The organism is Geobacter sp. AOG1 (assembly GCF_019972315.1).
GTDB lineage: Bacteria > Desulfobacterota > Desulfuromonadia > Geobacterales > Geobacteraceae > Geomobilimonas.
In genome coordinates this window covers 2825834-2845204 of sequence record NZ_BLIZ01000001.1, presented here as the reverse complement: position 1 = coordinate 2845204, position 19371 = coordinate 2825834, and the positions used below count along the sequence as shown (strand labels likewise).

Annotated in this window: 16 protein-coding genes; 11 read left to right on the top strand and 5 right to left on the bottom strand. The window is 58.3% G+C overall.

The genetic code is table 11. The annotated features are described in order from the left end of the window. Window positions 1–10: 10 nt before the first annotated feature. Window positions 11–781: a M23 family metallopeptidase gene (locus tag LDN04_RS12910; RefSeq protein ID WP_223911244.1), complete on the bottom strand. Its 771-nt coding sequence runs from the start codon at window positions 779–781 to the stop codon at window positions 11–13. 98 nt (window positions 782–879) lie between these two features. Between LDN04_RS12910 and LDN04_RS12905 the strand changes: the two genes are divergently transcribed. The 10 genes from LDN04_RS12905 to LDN04_RS12860 all read left to right on the top strand — a co-directional run bounded on the left by LDN04_RS12905 (window position 880) and on the right by LDN04_RS12860 (window position 11354). Next, complete coding sequence (locus LDN04_RS12905; protein WP_223911241.1) at window positions 880–1818, top strand: putative 2-dehydropantoate 2-reductase; 939 nt, start codon at window positions 880–882, stop codon at window positions 1816–1818. 284 nt (window positions 1819–2102) lie between these two features. Continuing rightward, complete coding sequence (locus tag LDN04_RS12900; RefSeq protein WP_223911238.1) at window positions 2103–2441, top strand: P-II family nitrogen regulator; 339 nt, start codon at window positions 2103–2105, stop codon at window positions 2439–2441. Between the two features lie 33 nt (window positions 2442–2474). Then, window positions 2475–3887 (top strand): type I glutamate--ammonia ligase, encoded by a 1413-nt coding sequence (glnA, locus tag LDN04_RS12895; RefSeq protein ID WP_223911234.1) that lies wholly within the window; start codon window positions 2475–2477, stop codon window positions 3885–3887. A gap of 179 nt (window positions 3888–4066) precedes the next feature. Beyond that, window positions 4067–4747, top strand: coding sequence for a site-2 protease family protein (locus LDN04_RS12890; protein WP_223911230.1), 681 nt, complete (start codon window positions 4067–4069; stop codon window positions 4745–4747). A gap of 55 nt (window positions 4748–4802) precedes the next feature. Further along, window positions 4803–5786 (top strand): tryptophan--tRNA ligase, encoded by a 984-nt coding sequence (gene trpS / locus LDN04_RS12885; RefSeq protein WP_223911227.1) that lies wholly within the window; start codon window positions 4803–4805, stop codon window positions 5784–5786. Between the two features lie 45 nt (window positions 5787–5831). Beyond that, entirely contained in the window at window positions 5832–6641 is an 810-nt protein-coding gene (locus tag LDN04_RS12880; protein ID WP_223911224.1) for a ScpA family protein, read from the top strand. After that, the gene (scpB, locus tag LDN04_RS12875) at window positions 6638–7231 is read left to right on the top strand and encodes an SMC-Scp complex subunit ScpB (RefSeq protein WP_223911221.1); all 594 of its coding nucleotides are present in this window, start codon (window positions 6638–6640) and stop codon (window positions 7229–7231) included. Before LDN04_RS12880 ends, scpB begins: the two co-directional genes overlap by 4 nt. A 40-nt stretch (window positions 7232–7271) precedes the next feature. Then, the gene (gene amrB / locus LDN04_RS12870) at window positions 7272–8075 is read left to right on the top strand and encodes an AmmeMemoRadiSam system protein B (RefSeq protein ID WP_223911218.1); all 804 of its coding nucleotides are present in this window, start codon (window positions 7272–7274) and stop codon (window positions 8073–8075) included. Beyond that, a complete protein-coding gene (locus tag LDN04_RS12865; RefSeq protein WP_223911215.1) occupies window positions 8075–10705 on the top strand; it encodes an A-adding tRNA nucleotidyltransferase in 2631 nt (876 codons plus the stop codon). Before amrB ends, LDN04_RS12865 begins: the two co-directional genes overlap by 1 nt. Before the next feature lie 256 nt (window positions 10706–10961). After that, window positions 10962–11354: a hypothetical protein gene (locus LDN04_RS12860; RefSeq protein ID WP_223911206.1), complete on the top strand. Its 393-nt coding sequence runs from the start codon at window positions 10962–10964 to the stop codon at window positions 11352–11354. Window positions 11355–11416: 62 nt separating this feature from the next. Here LDN04_RS12860 and bioA read toward each other — a convergent pair whose 3' ends face one another. From bioA to LDN04_RS12840, 4 genes are all read right to left on the bottom strand, one after another. Then, window positions 11417–12793, bottom strand: a complete 1377-nt coding sequence (gene bioA, locus LDN04_RS12855; RefSeq protein ID WP_223911204.1) for an adenosylmethionine--8-amino-7-oxononanoate transaminase — start codon at window positions 12791–12793, stop codon at window positions 11417–11419. Then, the gene (gene bioD / locus LDN04_RS12850; protein WP_223911201.1) at window positions 12786–13511 is read right to left on the bottom strand and encodes a dethiobiotin synthase; all 726 of its coding nucleotides are present in this window, start codon (window positions 13509–13511) and stop codon (window positions 12786–12788) included. The genes bioA and bioD overlap by 8 nt, the downstream gene beginning before the upstream one ends. Window positions 13512–13669: 158 nt before the next feature. Then, the gene (bioB, locus tag LDN04_RS12845; protein WP_223911199.1) at window positions 13670–14659 is read right to left on the bottom strand and encodes a biotin synthase BioB; all 990 of its coding nucleotides are present in this window, start codon (window positions 14657–14659) and stop codon (window positions 13670–13672) included. 131 nt (window positions 14660–14790) lie between these two features. After that, a complete protein-coding gene (locus LDN04_RS12840) occupies window positions 14791–17343 on the bottom strand; it encodes a hypothetical protein (RefSeq protein WP_223911197.1) in 2553 nt (850 codons plus the stop codon). Window positions 17344–17643: 300 nt separating this feature from the next. Here LDN04_RS12840 and ettA point away from each other — a divergent pair, with 300 nt between their 5' ends. After that, complete coding sequence (gene ettA, locus LDN04_RS12835) at window positions 17644–19329, top strand: energy-dependent translational throttle protein EttA (RefSeq protein WP_223911195.1); 1686 nt, start codon at window positions 17644–17646, stop codon at window positions 19327–19329. Window positions 19330–19371: the final 42 nt, after the last annotated feature.

Sequence of the window (19371 nt, the reverse complement as noted above, 5' to 3'; positions counted from 1 at the left end):
GGGGACGTGTTCAGGGTATGTTGGTGAAGAGGATGGAGCCGTCGGCCTGGATGGCCGTGCGGATGTTGTCGTGGTGGGATGGAGCGTATGCGCGCCCTTCGGCAGCGGAAGCCACGAAGCTATCCGTAAGATTTTCCCCACCTTTCCATGCCTCGAAGTGGAGATGGGGACCGGTTGAACGTCCGGTGGAGCCGGACAGGGCGATGGTGGTGCCGTCGGTCACCTGCGTGCCGACCCCCGCAAGATTGGTGGAGTTGTGGGCGTAGAGGGTGAGCATGCCGTCGCCGTGCTCAATGATGATCATGTAACCGTAACCGCCGCGGGCACCGCTGTAGACGACGACTCCGGGGGCAACCGGATGAACGGGTGTTCCCGTGGGGACGGCGATGTCAACTCCCTGGTGGTTGCGTAGCGTGCCGTCGATGGGATCGCGGCGCAGACCGGCGGGGGAGGTTATCCGGCCTTGAACGGGAAGGACTGTCGGTGTGGCCGGGGCGCTGTCGGTGGGAGGCGAAGTGGTGTTGTCCGTTTTTTCGGCAATGCCAGTGGCCTGAAGGTGTCCCGGTACGCTCCGTTTCGTTACCGGCGCAGGTTTCGGCTTTTCCGCCATGATGCGGGTCGCTCCGTTCCGCAGGGGGGCGTCGGTGAAGCACTCGATCCCCTCCTCATTCACGTAGCGGTAAATATCGGCACGGGCAGCGTGGCTGTTCGCCAGCAACGTTGCTGCACTGAGTAATGGTACGATAACGACTGTCGTCATGGTGCGGAGCCGGTCGATCATGGCGACTACTATAGCGAGTAACGCTGTATTTTACAAGGTAAAGTCCCGTGCGGTTTCCAGTCGGGGACGTAGCGGACGATACGAGTGGAGTGATGAATATGCGTATTGCCGTTGTTGGTGCAGGTGCTCTCGGTCTTTACTATGGAGCCGTGCTGCAGCGCGCAGGGGAGGATGTGGCTTTTCTCCTGCGCCGCGATTACGAGGCCATAATGGCAACGGGTCTGACAGTCCGTTCCATCAATGGCGATTTCCATCTGGCATCGGTTCGGGGTGCCCGCCGTCCGGAGGAGATCGGTCCTGTGGATCTGGTGATCGTCGGTCTCAAGACCTTTGCCAATGAGCATTTCTCCGACCTGATTACGCCTCTGGTTGGTGCGGGAACCTACATTCTGACCCTGCAGAACGGGCTCGGCAACGAAGAGGCTCTGGCGGACCTATTCGGCGCCGAACGTATCATGGGTGGCGTGGCATTTCTCTGTGCCAATCGGGACGAACCGGGGACCGTCCACCACCTCGGCGCGGGCAGAATCGAATTGGGGGCATTTGCCGGTGCACTTGCCGACCGAGTTGCTGAGGTGGCTGCCTCGTTCGTGCGGGGAGGGATCGATTGCCGCGTCGTTAACGACCTCCGGGCTGCCCGCTGGCGAAAGCTGGTCTGGAACATACCCTATAACGGCCTCTGTGCCCTTCTCGACCAGTCGGTCGATCGGCTCCAGGCGTTTTACCCTACCCGCGAACTGGTACGGGCTATCATGGGAGAGGTCATTGCCGCCGCCAATGCCCAGGGACTCAATTCCCCGATCGAAGCTGATTTCGCGGATAGAATGCTGCTCTTCACCGACGACATGGGGGTCTATCGACCCTCCATGCAGCTTGACCGGACGGCGGGGCGCCCCCTTGAAATCGACGCCATTCTTGCCCGGCCACTGGCGGCGGGGACCGTCCAAGGGATAGACATGCCCCGGGTGAGGATGCTTTTTGCGCTGCTATCCTGTGTCGTCAAGGATGGCACAGGTGGGAATTCCGTGGTTGCCTAAAGTGTGGGCACGGCATGTTTGAACTGTTTAAATATTATGCTACGATTCTAACTGTTCCCTTCCCTCGGGCTTCTCTCCTTTTCTAAGTTGCAGAAATTGCAGATTAAAATATTTGTTATTTTTTGGTAAGCAACTTGCAAAAGGCTTTACGACGTCTCGTTTTGTGTGAATCGCACAGCTCTTTTTTCGGGCGAATGATGTCTCCAACAGCATTTAAACTTGTGTATTGCAGTCAGGCCACATATAATCCGACATTTCAAATCCAGAGCGGGGGGTGATGATTCTTGAAAAAAGTTGAAGCGATTATAAAACCGTTCAAGCTTGACGAAGTCAAAGAGGCTCTCAATGAAATTGGCATCCAGGGGATTACGGTTTCAGAAGTGAAGGGATTCGGGCGGCAGAAGGGGCATACGGAGCTATACCGCGGGGCCGAATATGTGGTCGATTTTATTCCCAAGATCAAGATGGAAATTATCGTCAGCGACGACGTCGTGAGCAAGGTTGTGGATACCATCGAGCAGGCTGCCAAGACGGGCCGTATCGGTGACGGCAAAATTTTTGTCACCACGGTGGAGGAAGTAGTAAGGATCAGGACCGGCGAACGGGGCGAAGACGCCCTTTGATTCTGAAGTATAAAATTTGAAAGGAGATAGTAGATGACACCGAAACAAGTAGTTGAGTTTGCCAAAGAGAATGGCGCCCTGATGGTAGATTTCAAGTTTATGGATTTCGTCGGAATCTGGCAGCATTTTTCCGTCCCCATGAGTGAGTTCGACGAAGACACCTTTGAAGAGGGGCAGGGTTTTGACGGGTCCTCGATCCGTGGCTGGCAGCCGATTCATGCCTCGGACATGATCATTGTCCCTGATCCCAAATCCGCCAAGATGGATCCGTTTGTCGCAGTGCCGACCCTTTCCCTGATCTGCAACATATTCGATCCTATCACCAAGGAAGGTTACACCCGTGACCCGCGCAACATCGCACTCAAGGCTGAATCCTACCTCAAGTCCACTGGTATCGGCGACACCGCATACTTCGGACCTGAAGCAGAATTTTTCATCTTTGACGACGTCCGTTACGACTCTAGCTCCAATCAGTCCTTCTATGCGGTTGATTCTGTAGAGGGAACATGGAACACCGGTCGTGAAGAGTTCCCGAACCTCGGCTACAAACCGCGCCATAAAGAGGGTTATTTCCCGGTTTCCCCGACCGACTCCCAGAACGATTTGCGTAACGAGATGGTCCTGGAGCTTCAGAAAGTCGGTATCCGCGTTGAGTGCCAGCACCACGAGGTTGCCACCGGCGGCCAGGCCGAGATCGACATGCGTTTCAACTCTCTCGTCGATATGGCTGATGATCTGCAGTGGTTCAAGTATGTCATCAAGAATGTTGCCTACCGCAACAACAAGACCGTAACATTCATGCCGAAGCCGCTCTACGGTGACAACGGTTCCGGTATGCACTGCCATCAGTCCATCTGGAAAAACGGCACCAACCTGTTTGCCGGAGACAAATACGGCGGACTCTCACAGATGGCTCTCTGGTACATCGGCGGTATCATCAAGCACGCCAAAGCTCTCTGTGCCTTCACCAACCCGACCACCAACTCCTACAAACGTCTCGTGCCGGGCTTCGAAGCGCCGGTTAACATGGCTTATTCGGCACGTAACCGTTCGGCTTCCATCCGTATCCCGATGTTCTCGAGCAATCCGAAAGCCAAACGTATCGAATACCGTACTCCGGACCCTTCATGCAACGGTTACCTTGCATTCGCAGCCATGCTGATGGCCGGTCTCGACGGCATCGAGAACAAGATCGATCCGGGCCAGCCACTCGACAAGGACATCTACGGACTTTCTCCCGAGGAGCTCAAGGATATCCCCTCTGCTCCGGGTACCCTGGAAGAGGCGCTCAACTGCCTCAATGAAGATCACGAGTTCCTCCTCAAAGGGGATGTATTCACCCCTGACGTCATCGAGAAGTGGATAGAGTACAAAACCGAGGCCGAGGTTAATCCGGTTCGGATGCGTCCGGTTCCCCTTGAGTTCGCCCTCTATTTCGACATCTAGAAGGTGCGGCGGTATAGGTAGGAGAAAGAGGCGGGGGGAAACCCCCGCCTCTTTCATTTTTGTCAGCATTACCCGCTGCGTGCACAGAACTGCACCTCCTGCGACCCGACGTTCATTGACTTTCCACCCGCAATCTGCTAGAAAAAGAAGATTTTATCGCACGTTTCTCCGGGAGTTCCATGGAACAATTTTTTCTCAAACTGTCGATCATGCTGGTTCCCGCCCTCATGGCCATAACCTGCCACGAGGTCTCCCATGGCTACATCGCGGACAAGTTCGGCGACAATACCGCCCGCTCCATGGGGCGGCTCACTCTCAACCCCCTCAAACACCTAGATATCTTCGGCACCCTTATGGTCTTCATCGTCGGCATTGGTTGGGCAAAGCCGGTACCGGTGAATTTCAACAACCTGCGGCACCCGAAGCGTGACATGATCTGGGTTGCCGCGGCAGGGCCGATTACCAACTTCACGCTTGCCGCCCTGTCGGCTTTTGCCATGCGCGGGGTGGCTGCCTTTATGGAGCGGGCATCCGAACCGTCCTGGTTACAGATGTTTCTTGACCCCATAACCTTGATGCTTGCCTTTTCCGTCTACATCAATCTGCTTCTCGCCATATTCAACTTAATTCCGGTCCCCCCACTGGATGGCGGACGGGTGGCAGTGGGGCTGCTCCCCTATCGTCAGGCCGAGTCCTATGCGCGCATCGAACCCTATGGCATGATAATCATCATCGTACTGGTTTTCTTCACGAATCTGTTCAGTTACGTCATCACCCCCGTTCTCAACCTCGGGGTCCATCTGCTGGCTGGCCCCCAGAGCACCCTGGTGTTCAGCGTTACCCAGCTGTTGATGCGTTGAGGCGGGTTAGGCTAGTTGCACACACCCGCAGGGAAACTGGCAAAGGAGTATCATCATGAGCAACAATCGTATCGTCAGCGGCATGCGGCCGACCGGCAAACTGCACCTGGGGCATTTCCACGGTGTACTGGCCAACTGGCTTGAGCTGCAGGAAAACTTCGAATGCTTCTTTTTTGCCGCCGACTGGCACTCCCTCACCACGGAGTACGACAATACGGGGGCGATCAGGGACAATGTGGCGGAGATGGTGCTCGACTGGCTCGCCTTCGGCATCGATCCGGAGAAAAGCACGATCTTTGTCCAGAGCAGGGTCCCCCAGCATGCCGAGCTCAGCCTGATCCTTTCCATGATCACGCCGGTTTCCTGGCTTGAGCGGAACCCGACGTACAAGGAGATGCAGGAAAACCTCTCCGCCAAGGACCTTTCCACCTTCGGCTTCCTCGGTTATCCGGTCCTGATGGCCTCCGACATCATCGTCTACAAGGCGGGGAGGGTGCCGGTGGGACACGACCAGCTTCCCCACCTGGAAATCACCCGCGAGATCGCGCGCCGTTTCAACTATCTTTACGGCGAGGTCTTTCCGGAGCCGGTGGCGCTTTTGACCGAAACACCCAAGGTGCTCGGTCTGGACGGCCGCAAGATGAGCAAGTCCTACGGCAACGCCATTTTTCTTTCGGAGAGCGGTGAGGAGACCCGGAAAAAGGTCATGTCCATGGTGACCGACGTGCAGCGCCCCCGCCGAGCCGATCCCGGTGAGCCGGACCGCTGCGTTGCCTATTCCCTCAACCATATGTATCTTCCCGAGGAGAAAAAAGCCGAGATCGTTACCGCTTGCCGCGGCGCCCAGATCGGCTGCGTGGACTGCAAGAAGATCCAGGCGGAGTACCTGGTGGAAACCCTTGCCCCGTTCCGTGCCAGGCGGGAAGAGCTGACCGCCCGGCCCGGGCTGGTGGGGGAAATCCTCGATGTGGGCAATCGCCGTGCGGCGGCGGAGGCTGCCAGAACCATGGTGGACGTTATGAACGCCATCAAGCTGTGAACCTGTGCGACAGAATCGAAATATGAACTGGTCAGGAGTCCAGGAGTGACCAACCCTCAGCAAGAGAGCGCCAATCTCTTCGACGACAGCCATGGGGCCGGCTACAATGTACGTGTAGAGGCCTTCGAGGGGCCGCTCGATCTTCTTCTCCATCTCATCCGGAAAAACGAGGTGGATATCTACGATATCCCCATTGCCGCCATCACTCGTCAGTATTTGGAATACCTGGAGCTCATGAAGGAGCTCAACCTCGATGTCGCCGGGGATTTCCTGGTGATGGCTTCTACGCTCCTGCAGATCAAGTCCCGACTGCTTCTGCCGGTGCAGGCGGACGAGGAGGGGGGTGAGGAGGAGGAAGAGGATCCACGGGCCGAACTGGTGCGGCGGCTCATCGAATACCAGAAATACAAGGAAGCGGCCCAGCAGCTGGAAGTACTCCCGCTCCTGGGGCGCGATGCCTTTATCCGTTCCTGCGAACTACCGGATCTCAAAGAACTGCAGCCTGTCGATGACACCTCCGACGTGGAACTGTTCGAACTGGTAGAGGCTTTCCGGCGTGTGCTGGCCAGCATTCCCGTCCAGACTTTTCACGAGGTCGGCTCTGAGCAGATCACCATAGCCGACAGGATTAATGATATACTGTCACTGTTGCAGGAACGGGACGGTGTGACCTTCGAGGAACTCTTTTCGGAAGGGACGACCCGCGACTATCTCATCGCCACCTTTCTCGCCGTTCTGGAGATCTGCAAATTGAAAATGGTGAAACTCACCCAGAATAGCAGTTTCGGCACAATCTGGATCACCAGGGCGGTCCTGGACGCTGTCGACGCACGCGAAGGAGAGGAATCACCATGACCGGCAACCTTAAGTCGGTGGTTGAAAGCCTCATCTTCGTGGCGGAAACGCCCCTCTCGCTGGATCGCCTTGTCTCGATCCTTGAGGAGCATGAGCGGAGCGATATCCGCGCTGCGCTGGAGGAACTTCTGGCCGACTACGAGCAGTCCGGACGAGGGATCGTTCTCGTCGAAGTGGCGGGGGGGTACCAGTTCCGCAGTCGGCCTGAACATGCCGACTACCTCAAGCGCCTCTCCAAGACACGTCCCCCCAAATTCGGCCAGTCGTCCCTGGAGACCCTGGCGATCATCGCCTACCGCCAGCCCATAACCCGTGCCGAAATCGAATACCTGCGAGGGGTGGATTGCGGGGGGATACTCAAGACGCTCCTGGAAAAGAAACTCATCAAGATCCTCGGTAAGAAGGACGTCCCCGGCCGGCCTCTCATCTACGGCACCACGCGGGAATTTCTGGAGCTCTTCAGCCTCAAGAACCTGGCGAGCCTGCCGACGCTCAAGGAGATCCAGGATCTGGCCCAGCCGCCGGTTTTCGAGGAACAGGGAGAACTTCCGCTGGCCGTTGCGACGGGTGGAGGGGATACGGGGGAGTAGGGGGCGGTTCCGTCTGCCTCTCTGCCGACAAGGAGGGTGTATGCTGCGCCAACCCGCCGTTGCAGGTCAGTTCTACACGGACAATCCCCGACAGCTGCGTGCCGACCTGGAACGACTGGTCGTTCCGGCTGCCGTGAAGGAACGCCCCCTGGGGGTCATTTCGCCCCATGCGGGCTACATGTATTCCGGCACCGTCGCCGGCGAGCTGTACGGTGCGGTCGAAGTGCCTGCCACCGTCATCATACTTGGCCCCAACCACCACGGTGCCGGGCGCCGGGTGGCCCTCTCCCCGGCCGAGCAGTGGCAGACCCCCCTCGGCGCCGTAGTCGTCAACTCCCGCCTTTCCTCGCTGGTCCGCCAGCACGCCCCCCTCGTGGAAGAGGATGCGGCCGCCCATCTGTACGAGCATTCCCTCGAAGTGCAGGTTCCCTTTCTCCAGTACGTCCGTCCCGACGTATCCATCGTCCCGCTCTGTCTCGGTTTCGGTGATTTTGCCAGCTGCCGGGCTTTGGGCGAAGGGATTGCTGCGGCTATCCGGGAGTACGGCGAGGATGTCCTGATCGTAGCCAGCTCCGACATGACCCACTATGAATCGGCTGCGGCGGCGCGCCGCAAGGACGAACAGGCCATGGCCGCGGTTACGGCGCTCGACCCGCCGGGACTTCTCCGGGTCTGCCACCAGGAAGGGATAACCATGTGCGGAGTTGTACCGGCGACGGTCATGCTCGTGGCAGCCCTGGAGCTCGGGGCCACCCGGGCGCGCCTGGTCTGTTACGCCACCAGTGGCGACGTGACGGGCGACAACCGACAGGTGGTAGCCTATGCGGCATTTACGGTGATCTGATGGACGTCATTACCACCCATGTAAACGCCGATTTCGACTGCCTGGGGGCGATGGTGGCCGCCCGCAAACTCTACCCCGGCGCGCGCCTGGTTTTTTCCGGTTCCCAGGAAAAGAGCATGCGCGACTTCTTCCTCAAATCCACCAGTTACGCCCTCGATTTCACCCGCCTGAAGGACCTTGAGTTCGACAAAATCACCCGTCTTATTCTCGTCGACTGCCAGCACTCCTCCCGCATCGGCCGTTTCGCCGAGATACTTGCCCGGCCGGGAGTGGAGGTCCATATCTACGACCACCATCCCGAATCGTCGGGGGACATCGCTCCTGCCGGCGGCATCATTCGCGACAGCGGTTCCACCTGTACCATTCTGACCACTCTGCTGCGTGAGCGGAGTATGGAGGTGAATGCCACCGAGGCGACCCTCATGATGCTCGGCATCTACGAGGACACGGGGAGTCTCACCTTTCCGTCAACCACGAGTGAAGATTATCAGGCGGCCGCGTGGCTTCTGGGACGGGGGGCCAACCTCAACACGGTGGCCGATTTCATGACCCAGGAACTGACCGCCGAGCAGGTTTCGCTCCTGAACGACTTGCTCAAATCCCTCAAGACCACCACCCTTAACGGGATAGACATCTCCATAACCCATGCATCGGTGGACTATTATATCGGCGATATTGCCGTGCTGGCCCACATGATGCGGGATATGGAAAACCTGGAAGCCCTGTTTCTCGTGGTCGGGATGGGGAACCGTGTCTATATCGTCGCTCGCAGCCGCATTCCCGAAGTGAACGTTGGAGATATCCTTCGCGAACTGGGAGGGGGCGGGCATGCCACAGCTGCGTCGGCGACCATCAGGGATATGACGCTCATCCAGGTGCTCGACCGCCTTGAAATTATTCTCCGGAACAGGGTAAATCCGCGTCGGGTGGCCCGGGACATCATGTCCGCACCGGTCAAGACAATGCCGGCCGGGACAACCATAACGGAGGCGCGCGAACTGCTGACCCGCTACAATGTGAATGCCATGCCGGTCCTCGACGGAGAACGGATGGTCGGCATCATATCCCGGCGGATCGTGGAGAAGGCACTCTACCACGGACTCGGCAGCCTGCCGGTGAGCGAGTACATGCATACGGAATACATGAAGGGGACACCGGATATGCCGGTCGCCGTTATACAGGAGTACATCGTAGGTCAGAACCGTCGCCTCGTGCCGATTTTTGACGGGGACGAACTCTGCGCGGTCATTACCCGCACCGATCTGCTCCGCTCCATGTATGCCGGCGAAGCGCTCTATGACCTTGCCCGTGACAATCTGCCGATACGGAGCCGGGAGGTGATGCGTTTAATCGACAAGCAGCTTGCCCCAGGTATGGTTCACATGCTCAGGGACCTGGGGCAGGTGGGGGAAGAGCTGGACCTGCCGGTCTTCGCGGTGGGGGGATTTGTGCGCGACCTCCTTCTCGGCATCGAGAACTGCGATATCGACGTGACCGTCGAAGGGGACGGCATCCTTTTTGCGACGACCTTTGCCGCAAAATTTGGCTGCCGGGTCAAGAGCCACATTAAGTTCGGCACCGCGGTCATCGTCTTTCCGGATAGCACCAAAATAGACGTGGCGAGTACCCGGCTGGAATACTATGCCTCTCCTGGTGCGCTTCCCACGGTGGAGCGTTCATCACTCAAGATGGACCTCTATCGCCGCGACTTCACCATAAATACCCTGGCCATACGTCTCAACAGCCCGGATTTCGGTGTCCTCATCGATTACTTCGGTGCACAGCGCGACCTGCAGGAACGCGTTCTCAGGGTCCTCCACAACCTTTCGTTCGTCGAGGACCCGACGCGGGTGTTCCGCGCCATCCGTTTCGAACAACGCCTCGATTTTCATATCGCCAAACATACCGAGAATCTTATAAAGAACGCGGTCAAGATGAATTTTCTCGACAAGCTGGGTGGAAAGCGTCTCCTGGCTGAACTGGTTCACATCCTGACGGAAAACGATCCTCTCCGGGCAGTGGATCGGCTTGCCTCCCTTGGGCTGCTTCGCTTCATCCATCCCGACCTTCAACTGACAAAGCAGGTCCGACGTCACATGGAAGAGGCAGTCCGCATCGTCTCCTGGTTCGAACTCCTTTTTCTCGAGCGGCGTTACGAAAAATGGGCGGTCTATTTTCTCACCCTTACCAGCATGCTCTCCAATGACGAGTTTCTGGTCACCTGCAACCGTCTGGCAGTGAACGAGCATTACCGGGAAAAGCTCTTCGAGTCGCGCAGGCAAGCGAGTACGATTCTGGAGATCATGCAGAGGAAAGTGGGACGCGGCGTCCCGGTTCGGCGGAGCGACATCTACTTCTGGCTCAAGGAACTGCCGGTGGAGCTTCTCCTTTCCATGATGGCCCGCACCCCCAGCGCTGACGTAAAGAAATTCATTTCACTCTACATAACCCAGCTCCAGAACGTGCGGACCATTCTCAACGGCAACGACATCCAGCGGCTCGGCGTGCCGGCAGGTCCCCGGATGCGTGAACTGTTGGACCTTCTCCTTATGGCACGCCTCAACAACGAAGTGCAGAGCCGTGAAGATGAAGAATGTCTGGTCAGGAAGCGAGTGGAGAAGGTGTTGTGATTCTGCAACACTACCGCGAAACGACCGAATGGGGATAACATCCCGAAAACACAGTACAAAAAAGCTTGTCGGGTGATTTGCCAGGCGAAAAGACGTGTGAACACGACGTTGCCCGGAACGGCTGAATCGGGCGCGCAGACATCTCATGAAAAAACTTGCGTAACGTCAAGTGGTTATGGCACTGTAATATTTTTGGATGTTTTTTGGCCCCGGATTTGCATAAACCCAATCGAATAGAGCGAGCCAGGGGGTACCTATGAAGGGATTCAAGCGCGTGGTATTGGTCATTGTTTCAGTACTTCTGCTCACCAGCTGGAGTATCCCGTGTCACGCTTCTGACAACGCTTTCCGGGACATTTTTGAAAACGCCTTCTACGGTGGGCTGGCCGGTACCTTGGTGGGTGGGGCGCTTCTCGTGTTCACTCATAGACCATCCGACCATCTAGATTACCTCTCCGTAGGTGCTGCCAGCGGTGTTCTTGCCGGTGCCGCCTATGGCCTGGCCAAGTCCTCCCGGGCTTTTGCCGAAATTGACAATGGCAAGGTGAAGCTTGCCATGCCGACCATCATGCCCGAGTTCCAGGACGCAAACGCAAAGGGGTCATCGACGGTCATGCTGAAGGCCGAACTGATCAGGGGTAAATTCTAGGCCGCAGGTCTGTATCACGCACGTTATGAAGGGGTGTCTGTCGAAAACAGACACCCCTTTTTTTATGCGTCCGGGGTGGTAATGCTACGGATGGATACCTCGATGCCGTCCATGAGGAGCTTCAGTTCGGCGAGGGTGATGGCGAGGGGAGGGAAGACCACGATGGTGTTGCCAAGCGGCCTCAGGAGCAGGCCGTGTTTTTTTGCCTCCTGGCAGACCTGCATGCCGACCCGCTCTTCCCACGGGTAAGGCTCCTTGCTGACCCTGTTCCGGACCAGCTCGATCCCTCCCAGCAGGCCACGTTGCCGGACGTTTCCCACCTGTGACAGCTCTTCCAATGCATTAAGTCTTGTTTGCAAGTATTCAATTTTGGGTGGTAAAGACTCGAGCAGGCGGTCTGTTTCGAACAGGTCGAGACTTGCCAGCGCCGTCGCACAGGCAATGGGGTTGCCCGTGAAGGTGTGGCCGTGGAAAAAGGTCTTCAGTTCGCGGTAGTCGCCAAGGAAGGCATCGTAGACCTTTTGGGTGGCCATCGTTGCCGCCAGCGGAAGGTAGCCGGCGGTAATCCCCTTGGAGAGCGCCATGATGTCGGGCGTTACTCCTTCCTGCTGGCAGGCGAACATGGTCCCGGTCCGACCGAAACCGACCGCCACCTCGTCTGCTATCATGAGGATGTCATGGCGGTCGCACAACTCCCGCACCCGTTTCAGAAAGCCGGGAGGATGGACGATCATGCCACCGGCCCCCTGGACGAGGGGCTCGATCACCAGGCCGGCGGTTTCGTCGGCATGGGTCGCCATGAGCCGTTCCAGCTCCGCAAGGCAGAGACGGCTGCACCGCTCCGAATCCTGCTCCGGGCAGAGTTCGCAGCGATAACAGTAGGGAGAAGGGGCCTGGATGGTCGGAAAGAGGAGGGGGCGGAACACGCCATGGAACAGGTCGATGCCGCCGACGCTCACCGCGCCTAGGGTATCTCCGTGATAGGCATTTCTGAAGGAGATGAATCTGGTTTTTCGGGCGGCATCGCCTCCCCGGTGCTGCTGGTACTGGAACGCCATCTTGATGCCGATCTCCACGGCGGTGGAGCCGTTGTCGGAGTAGAAGACCTTGCAGAGGCCGGTCGGGGCGATCTCCACCAGACGTTTGGCGAGGATGGCCGCCTGATCGTTGGCGAGACCCAACTGGGTCGAGTGTTCAAGCCGGTCGACCTGTTTCTTGATTGCGTCATTGATCTCCCGGCGACAGTGGCCGTGGACATTGGTCCAGACCGATGCGACACCGTCCAGGTAGCGGTTGCCGTCGCTGTCGATGAGATAGCACCCCTCTCCCCGGGTAATGACGGTGGGGGGCTCCGCTTCCCAGTCACGCATCTGGGTGAAGGGGTGCCAGACATAGTTCTGATCGTATTCCTGCAGGGTTTTCGTGGTTAGTTCAGGCAATGTCTATCTCCTTCAGCAGAAAAGGTGTGAGGATATGGTTGCCGACCGCCTCAACGAGCTCCGTAACGAGCAACTGCTGGTCTGCCGCTTTCATTGCCGGAAAAACGCCGAGGATGGGTGTGCCGCAGAGGGAGCCGAGGAGGTGGGGGGCGTACTCTTCGGCCGGGTCCGGCTGAGCCGGATAGTTGTTGATGACGACCCCTTTGACGGTGAGTCCCATCTGCCGGGCGGCAAACGTGGTAAGAAGGGTGTGGTTGATCGTCCCCAGGTTCGGCCGGGTGACGACAAGGAGCGGCAGCGACAGCTGCGCTGCCAGATCGGCCATGAGGAGGCCGCCGGCCAGCGGAACCATGAGGCCGCCGGCCCCTTCGACGATGACAAAGTCGTGGCGGGCGGACAGACGGTCGTGAGCACCTTTGATGGCAGTGAAGTCGATCCGTACCCCATCCCGTTCGGCCGCCATGGAGGGGGCGAGAGGTTCGCGCAGCAGGTAGGGGGTTGTGTCCCGGTCGCACACGTCGGTGCCGGCTGCCCAGCAGAGGAGTTCCGCATCGTCCGAAACGAGCCGACCATGTACTTCGCGACACCCGCTGGTGACCGGCTTCATCACCCCGACATCTATTCCCCGCTCCCGCAGCAGGCGGGCGATCACCGCCGACACGACAGTCTTGCCGACCCCGGTGTCGGTGCCGGTTATGAAGATACCTTTAGCTGACATAACTAACATTCCTAAGCAGTGGATAGAATTAACAGGGATAGCCAGGATGGTCAGGATAAAACCTAGACAAATTAAAAGGGTTAGAATCTATAAGCCTTTAATCCTGAATATCCTGTACATCCCTGTTAATCAGGTTCTGGGTTATTGCGGCAGCTTGTTCATTCGCAGCACTTGGCAACGTCGAGTTCCAGGTCCGTGAGCATCTGCCAGTCCTGCTCCGGCGCGCGGCCGGTGGTGGTGAGGTAGTTGCCGACCATGGTGCCGCTGGCGCCGGCCAGGAACATCCACGACTGGAGATCGCGCAGGTTCTGTTCCCGGCCACCGCAAACGGAGATCTTCCGGTCAGGCAGGATGAACCGGAACAGGGCGATGGTATGGAGGCATTCCATGGGGGTGATGTTGCTGGCCCCTGCGAGGCGGGTCCCTTCGATGGGGTTGAGGAAATTGAGCGGTACCGAGTCGACTGCCAGCTCCCGCAGGGTCAGGGCCAGTTCGACCCGCTGCCGGGCGTTTTCCCCAAGGCCGAAGATTCCGCCGCAGCAGACCTTCAGTCCGGCCCGCTTGGCGACCTGCACCGTCTCCACGTCCTGTTCGTAGTCGTGGGTAGTGCAGACGCTGGGGAAGAAGCTGCGTGAGGTCTCCAGGTTGTGGTGGTAGGTTTCAACGCCCGCCTTTTTGAGAGCCGTTGCCGTCTCGTAGTCGATGATGCCGAGGGAGCAGGAGGGGGTGATGCCGGTTTCCCGCCGGATCCGCTCCACGGAGCGACAGACCCGTGCCAGTTCGTCTCCTTTGCCGATGCTGGTGCCGCTGGTTATTATGCCGTAGCAGCTGGAACCGTTCTGTTCCGCCTCTTTGGCACAGGACACGATCCTTTCCTCATCCACCAGGGGGTATACGGGGGCGGCGGTTTTGTGATGGGCCGACTGGGCGCAGAAACTGCAGTTTTCCGGACAGCGCCCCGACTTCGCGTTGATGATCGAGCAGAGAAAGACGTCGTTCCCCACAAACCGTTCCTTGATCCGACTTGCGGCGCCGAACAGGGTGTAAAGGCTTGTACCGGTTACATCACAGAGGTCGAGGGCTTCGGACTCGGCAATCTGTTCTCCGGCTAGTATGCGATCGGTCAAGGCATTGATAGTAGCGTACATGGCATTCCTCCGTTGATTCACTTACCATACAACGGAGATGCTTGTCAACCGATAGCATGATTGTGGTTAACGATAGATTGCCGACAATAGAATCATCACTGCGGGGAGGGGAGAAATGTCATGCGAAGCCATCAGGCCGGGGAATGGGAAAGACCGGTAACTTTGTTCAGTGCCTTGAGGCGGTGCTGCTCGTCACTGGGGAGTTCGACTTCGTCCATCATGAAGCCGACATGCTCGGAGAAGACGACGGCGTCATGGACGATCCTTCTGCAGTTGGATTCGTCGGTCGGTTGGAAGCTGGGGGCGTAGACCATGACCTGCTTGTCTTCGGAGAGCTGGAGGACTACGTATACCTTCCAGGCGGTGCCTTTATGGAGCGCGCAGAGGAACGCCGTGCACTTCTGGGCCGGAAAGCCTTCCGGCGTGATCCTGGCATTGTTGATGGATTTATAGAGTGTGGTGATTTCAGCCGGAGAGGTGAATGATATGCAGTTCTGGGAGCGATCCACCTTGAATGTTGTAATGGGGTCTGTTGCCTGGCCGAAGAAATCGGCATCACTCCCCTCGGTGGAGGAAAACTGTTCGAAACCGGTATTGCCCGAAAGGGCTTCGATGGTAGCTTGGCGCCGCTGTTCTGCTTCTGCAGCAGCAATCGGGTCGAAATCGGCTTCCTGTTCAATGGACGCAGCCCGATCCTCAGACCTCGCCTCTTCATCGGCCTTTTTCGCCGCCTCCCACTCCGCCAACTGACGCTCCCATGCCGCCTTTTTGTCGGCCTTGAGTTTTTCTTCAGCAGACTGTGCGGCCTCCTGCCGTTCTTCCTTGGCCTTCCCGATGGCCTTGTGTTCCCGTTCGGCCTCCGCCAGATCAGCCTCGGCCTTTTCGATTTCAGCCTGCTCAGCTGCGGCTTTGTCTGCTGCCGCTTTGTCAGCTGATCGGCGTTTTTCTTCGATTTTTGCCAGAGACAGCCGTTCCTGCTCCCTGCGTTCCGACTCCCCTTGACTGGCAATCTTCTCGGCATCTGCGGCAGGTGACAATTCCTTGCCGGGCCCGGTCTTCACCGAAGGCCTGTCCGACCGGACAGCGATCGGGGGAATCTCGGGTTCCAGGGTTTCGATCTCGAGCAATTCCGTTACTTCCTCCGCAGCCTGCCTGGCGTCCGCCCTGACATCCGTCGTGGGGCTGCTTTCCATCCGTCCGGACAGAATGGCCATGATTGCCGACTGCTCTTCGGTCGCCCGGTGTGCAGCCAGACGCGATTTTTCCGCCCATGCGGACGCAAGGTCTGCCATCTGCGTCTTCGTCGCAGCCAGTTCTTCCGCCGCCGAACGGACAGCCACCATCTTTTCGTCGATGAGACGTTCCTGCTCCTCCGTTTCGGCGAGCAACTGTTCCCGAAGTGCACGTGTCTCCTGAAGCTCCACCGCAGTGGAACCTTCCAGGGCGATGCTCTGATCCAGGAATTGCTGATTCTCGACAAGTTGCGCACCCAGTCGTTCAATCTCCGCCGTGAGCTCGGCAAGATCACGGCGAGCCGCCTCGTCTGCAGCCGCCTTTTCTCGCCCCAGTTGCTCCACTTCTGAATTTTCGGCGGACAACCGTTCGATTTCGGCACGCACCTCGGCAACCTGTTCGAAGATGGCCTGTTCTGCGGAAGATGTGTCGTGAAACGATTGCTCATGGTCAGCGGTTTCAGCAAGCAACCGTTCCAGTTCGGCGGTGATTGCCGCGAACTCCTCGGCGGCAACCTGTTCCGCCGCTGCTTTTTCCGCAGCCAGTTGCTCCATCTCCCTCAGTTCCACCGTACGGTGTTTCAGGTCGGTGCGGGCAGCGGCAAGTTTCTCGGCCAGTTGCTGCTCGGCAATCTCGCGTTCGGAGATGAGACGTTGCTGTTCCGCTGTTGCAGCCAGCAGGCGGTCGAGTTCGGCTGTAATGGCTGCCAGTTCTTGCGAAGCAGCCTTCTCCGCAGACGCCATCTCTTTCATGTGGCGATTGTGGTCGGCGCCGATCGCCGACAATCCGGTGACATCTGCCTGGGCCAGTTTCAGCCGTTCCGTCGTGGAGGCAATGGCAGCCTGGACAGCAGTTAGGTCTCTGGCCTGCTCAATCGCGGCTTTTTCCCGCTCGGCCTCGGCGGCTGCCAACTCGGCTGCGGCTCTTTCCAGCTCCTTTTTTTCTTCCTCGATGCGTTTCTTTTCAGCCTCGGCAGCCTTCTTGTCCGCTGCAAGCTTTTCCTGCCGGATCTTCTCCGCATCACTTTGCTCAGGCTGGGCCGGTTTCTCGGCAGGTTTGGGCGTGCTTTTGGGAATTGAGCCGGGGCGGGCAAGGATGCGAACGTCCTTGATGATTACCTCGCGCAGGGCCTTGCTGTAGTTGAGGTTTATCTCATGCAGCTTGAATCCCATCTCCTCGACATCGGCGGTGACTTCCTTAAGGGTTTTGGCGTATGCCGTCATATTTTCCGGCTGTTTCGCCGGAGTGTAGATGAATATCTTGTTATCCTTTGAGACGAGTCCCACGTAGATGCGGGGGAGCTCATCCTCCCTGACGCCGCAGAGGAACGCGGTGCACGGCTGCTTGGACAGACCCTCGGGGGAAGGTATTGCGGCCGTAGAGCGGTGGACTTCCAGCACATCGGCTTCAGCGACTTCGATTACTTGCAGCGTTTTGTCGAGGGTAAGCATGGTTTCACTCTTTTGGGACGATTTGACGATCCTGTGTCAACGTCCTCGGATTTTAGGGATATCGGCAAAAACGATATGTATCAGGTGCAGTAATTACAGGAAAAATAGCAAAGTGATGGTGGCAAGTCAATTCGATATTCCCGTGCGCAGGCTTTTCACTAGCAATTTATCGGCCAACCAGCTCCAAACCCCCCGAGGCGCTCAATGGTCTGGCGATCTGTACAGGCCGAATTTGCGCTTGCATCCGGCCGGAGCTGCTGATATTTTGGCCCGACACTATCCAAGGAGGATTCGAGATACATGAGCAACGACGGGAACAAGGTCATTTACTCCATGATCGGCGTGAGCAAGTTCTATGATAAAAAACCGGTCCTGAAGGATATCTATCTTTCCTATTTTTATGGCGCCAAGATCGGTGTGCTGGGCCTCAACGGGTCCGGGAAGAGTTCGCTCCTCAGGATTCTCGCCGGCGTGGACACGGAGTACAACGGCAAGGCGGTCCTTTCGGCCGGGTACACGGTCGGATTCCTCCCCCAGGAGCCGCTGCTGGACGAGAACCGGACTGTCCGGTCGGTTGTGGAGGAGGGGGTGCAGGAGACCGTCGACCTGGTGAACGAGTTCAACGAGATCAATGCCCGTTTCGCCGAGCCCATGTCCGACGACGAGATGGCCAAGCTGTGCGACCGGCAGGCGGCGGTGCAGGAGAAGCTCGACCACCTGGACGCGTGGGACCTGGATGCGCGGCTGGAAATGGCGATGGATGCCCTCCGCTGCCCGCCGGGGGACACGCCGATAAACGTCCTCTCCGGCGGCGAAAAGCGGCGGGTCGCCCTCTGCCGGCTCCTCCTCCAGAAACCCGACATACTCCTCCTGGACGAGCCGACCAACCACCTGGACGCCGAATCGGTGGCATGGCTGGAGCACCACCTGCAACGCTACGAGGGGACTATCATCGCCGTCACCCATGACCGCTACTTCCTGGACAACGTGGCGGGGTGGATTCTGGAGCTGGACCGGGGGCAGGGGATACCGTGGCAGGGGAACTACTCATCCTGGCTGGAGCAGAAACAGGCGCGGCTGGCCCAGGAGGAAAAGGCGGAGAGCGAGCGGCAGAAGACGCTGGCCCGGGAGCTGGAGTGGATCAGGATGTCCCCCAAGGGGCGCCACGCCAAGGGAAAGGCCCGTATCACCTCCTACGAGCAACTCCTTACCCAGGAAAGCGAACGGCATGCGAAAGACCTGGAAATCTATATTCCACCCGGGCCGCGGCTGGGGGATGTGGTCATCGAGGCGGACAACGTGGCCAAGGGGTATAACGACCGTCTCCTGTTCGAAGGGCTCTCCTTCCGGCTCCCCCCCGGCGGCATCGTCGGAGTCATAGGCCCCAACGGCGCCGGCAAGACCACCCTGTTCCGGATGATCACCGGTCAGGAACAAGCCGATTCCGGTACCTTCAAGATCGGCGAGACCGTGAAACTCGCCTGCGTGGACCAGAGCCGCGACCTCCTCGATCCGGAGAAATCCATCTGGGAGGAGATATCCGGCGGTCAGGACATGCTCCAACTGGGGAAGCAGCAGGTCAACTCCCGCGCCTACGTGTCCCGCTTCAACTTCTCCGGCGCCGACCAGCAGAAGAGGGTGGGGATGCTCTCCGGCGGCGAGCGGAACCGGGTCCATCTGGCCAAGATGCTCAAGGAGGGAGGGAATGTCATCCTCCTGGACGAACCGACCAATGACCTGGACGTGAACACCATGCGGGCACTGGAGGAGGCACTGGAGAACTTCGCCGGCTGCGCCGTGGTCATCTCCCACGACCGCTGGTTTCTGGACCGTATCGCCACGCACATTCTCGCCTTCGAAGGGGAGAGCAGGGTGGTCTGGTTCGACGGCAACTACTCGGAGTACGAGGAAGACCGCCGGCAGCGCCTCGGCGCCGCTGCCGACCAGCCCCATCGGATCAAGTACCGGCAGTTGACGCGGGGGTAACTGGAACGAGTGGGGATACCGTAGATACTCACATTTTAGCTG

Bases quoted from the DNA above. Each gene is read 5' to 3' on its own strand.
- LDN04_RS12860 (WP_223911206.1), top strand. From the start codon at position 10,962: ATGAAGGGATTCAAGCGCGTGGTATTGGTCATTGTTTCAGTACTTCTG.
- ettA (WP_223911195.1), top strand. From the start codon at position 17,644: ATGAGCAACGACGGGAACAAGGTCATTTACTCCATGATCGGCGTGAGC.
- LDN04_RS12890 (WP_223911230.1), top strand. From the start codon at position 4,067: ATGGAACAATTTTTTCTCAAACTGTCGATCATGCTGGTTCCCGCCCTC.
- LDN04_RS12910 (WP_223911244.1), bottom strand. From the start codon at position 781: ATGATCGACCGGCTCCGCACCATGACGACAGTCGTTATCGTACCATTA.
- trpS (WP_223911227.1), top strand. From the start codon at position 4,803: ATGAGCAACAATCGTATCGTCAGCGGCATGCGGCCGACCGGCAAACTG.
- LDN04_RS12840 (WP_223911197.1), bottom strand. From the start codon at position 17,343: ATGCTTACCCTCGACAAAACGCTGCAAGTAATCGAAGTCGCTGAAGCC.
- bioD (WP_223911201.1), bottom strand. From the start codon at position 13,511: ATGTCAGCTAAAGGTATCTTCATAACCGGCACCGACACCGGGGTCGGC.
- bioB (WP_223911199.1), bottom strand. From the start codon at position 14,659: ATGTACGCTACTATCAATGCCTTGACCGATCGCATACTAGCCGGAGAA.
- amrB (WP_223911218.1), top strand. From the start codon at position 7,272: ATGCTGCGCCAACCCGCCGTTGCAGGTCAGTTCTACACGGACAATCCC.
- LDN04_RS12905 (WP_223911241.1), top strand. From the start codon at position 880: ATGCGTATTGCCGTTGTTGGTGCAGGTGCTCTCGGTCTTTACTATGGA.
- LDN04_RS12865 (WP_223911215.1), top strand. From the start codon at position 8,075: ATGGACGTCATTACCACCCATGTAAACGCCGATTTCGACTGCCTGGGG.
- glnA (WP_223911234.1), top strand. From the start codon at position 2,475: ATGACACCGAAACAAGTAGTTGAGTTTGCCAAAGAGAATGGCGCCCTG.
- scpB (WP_223911221.1), top strand. From the start codon at position 6,638: ATGACCGGCAACCTTAAGTCGGTGGTTGAAAGCCTCATCTTCGTGGCG.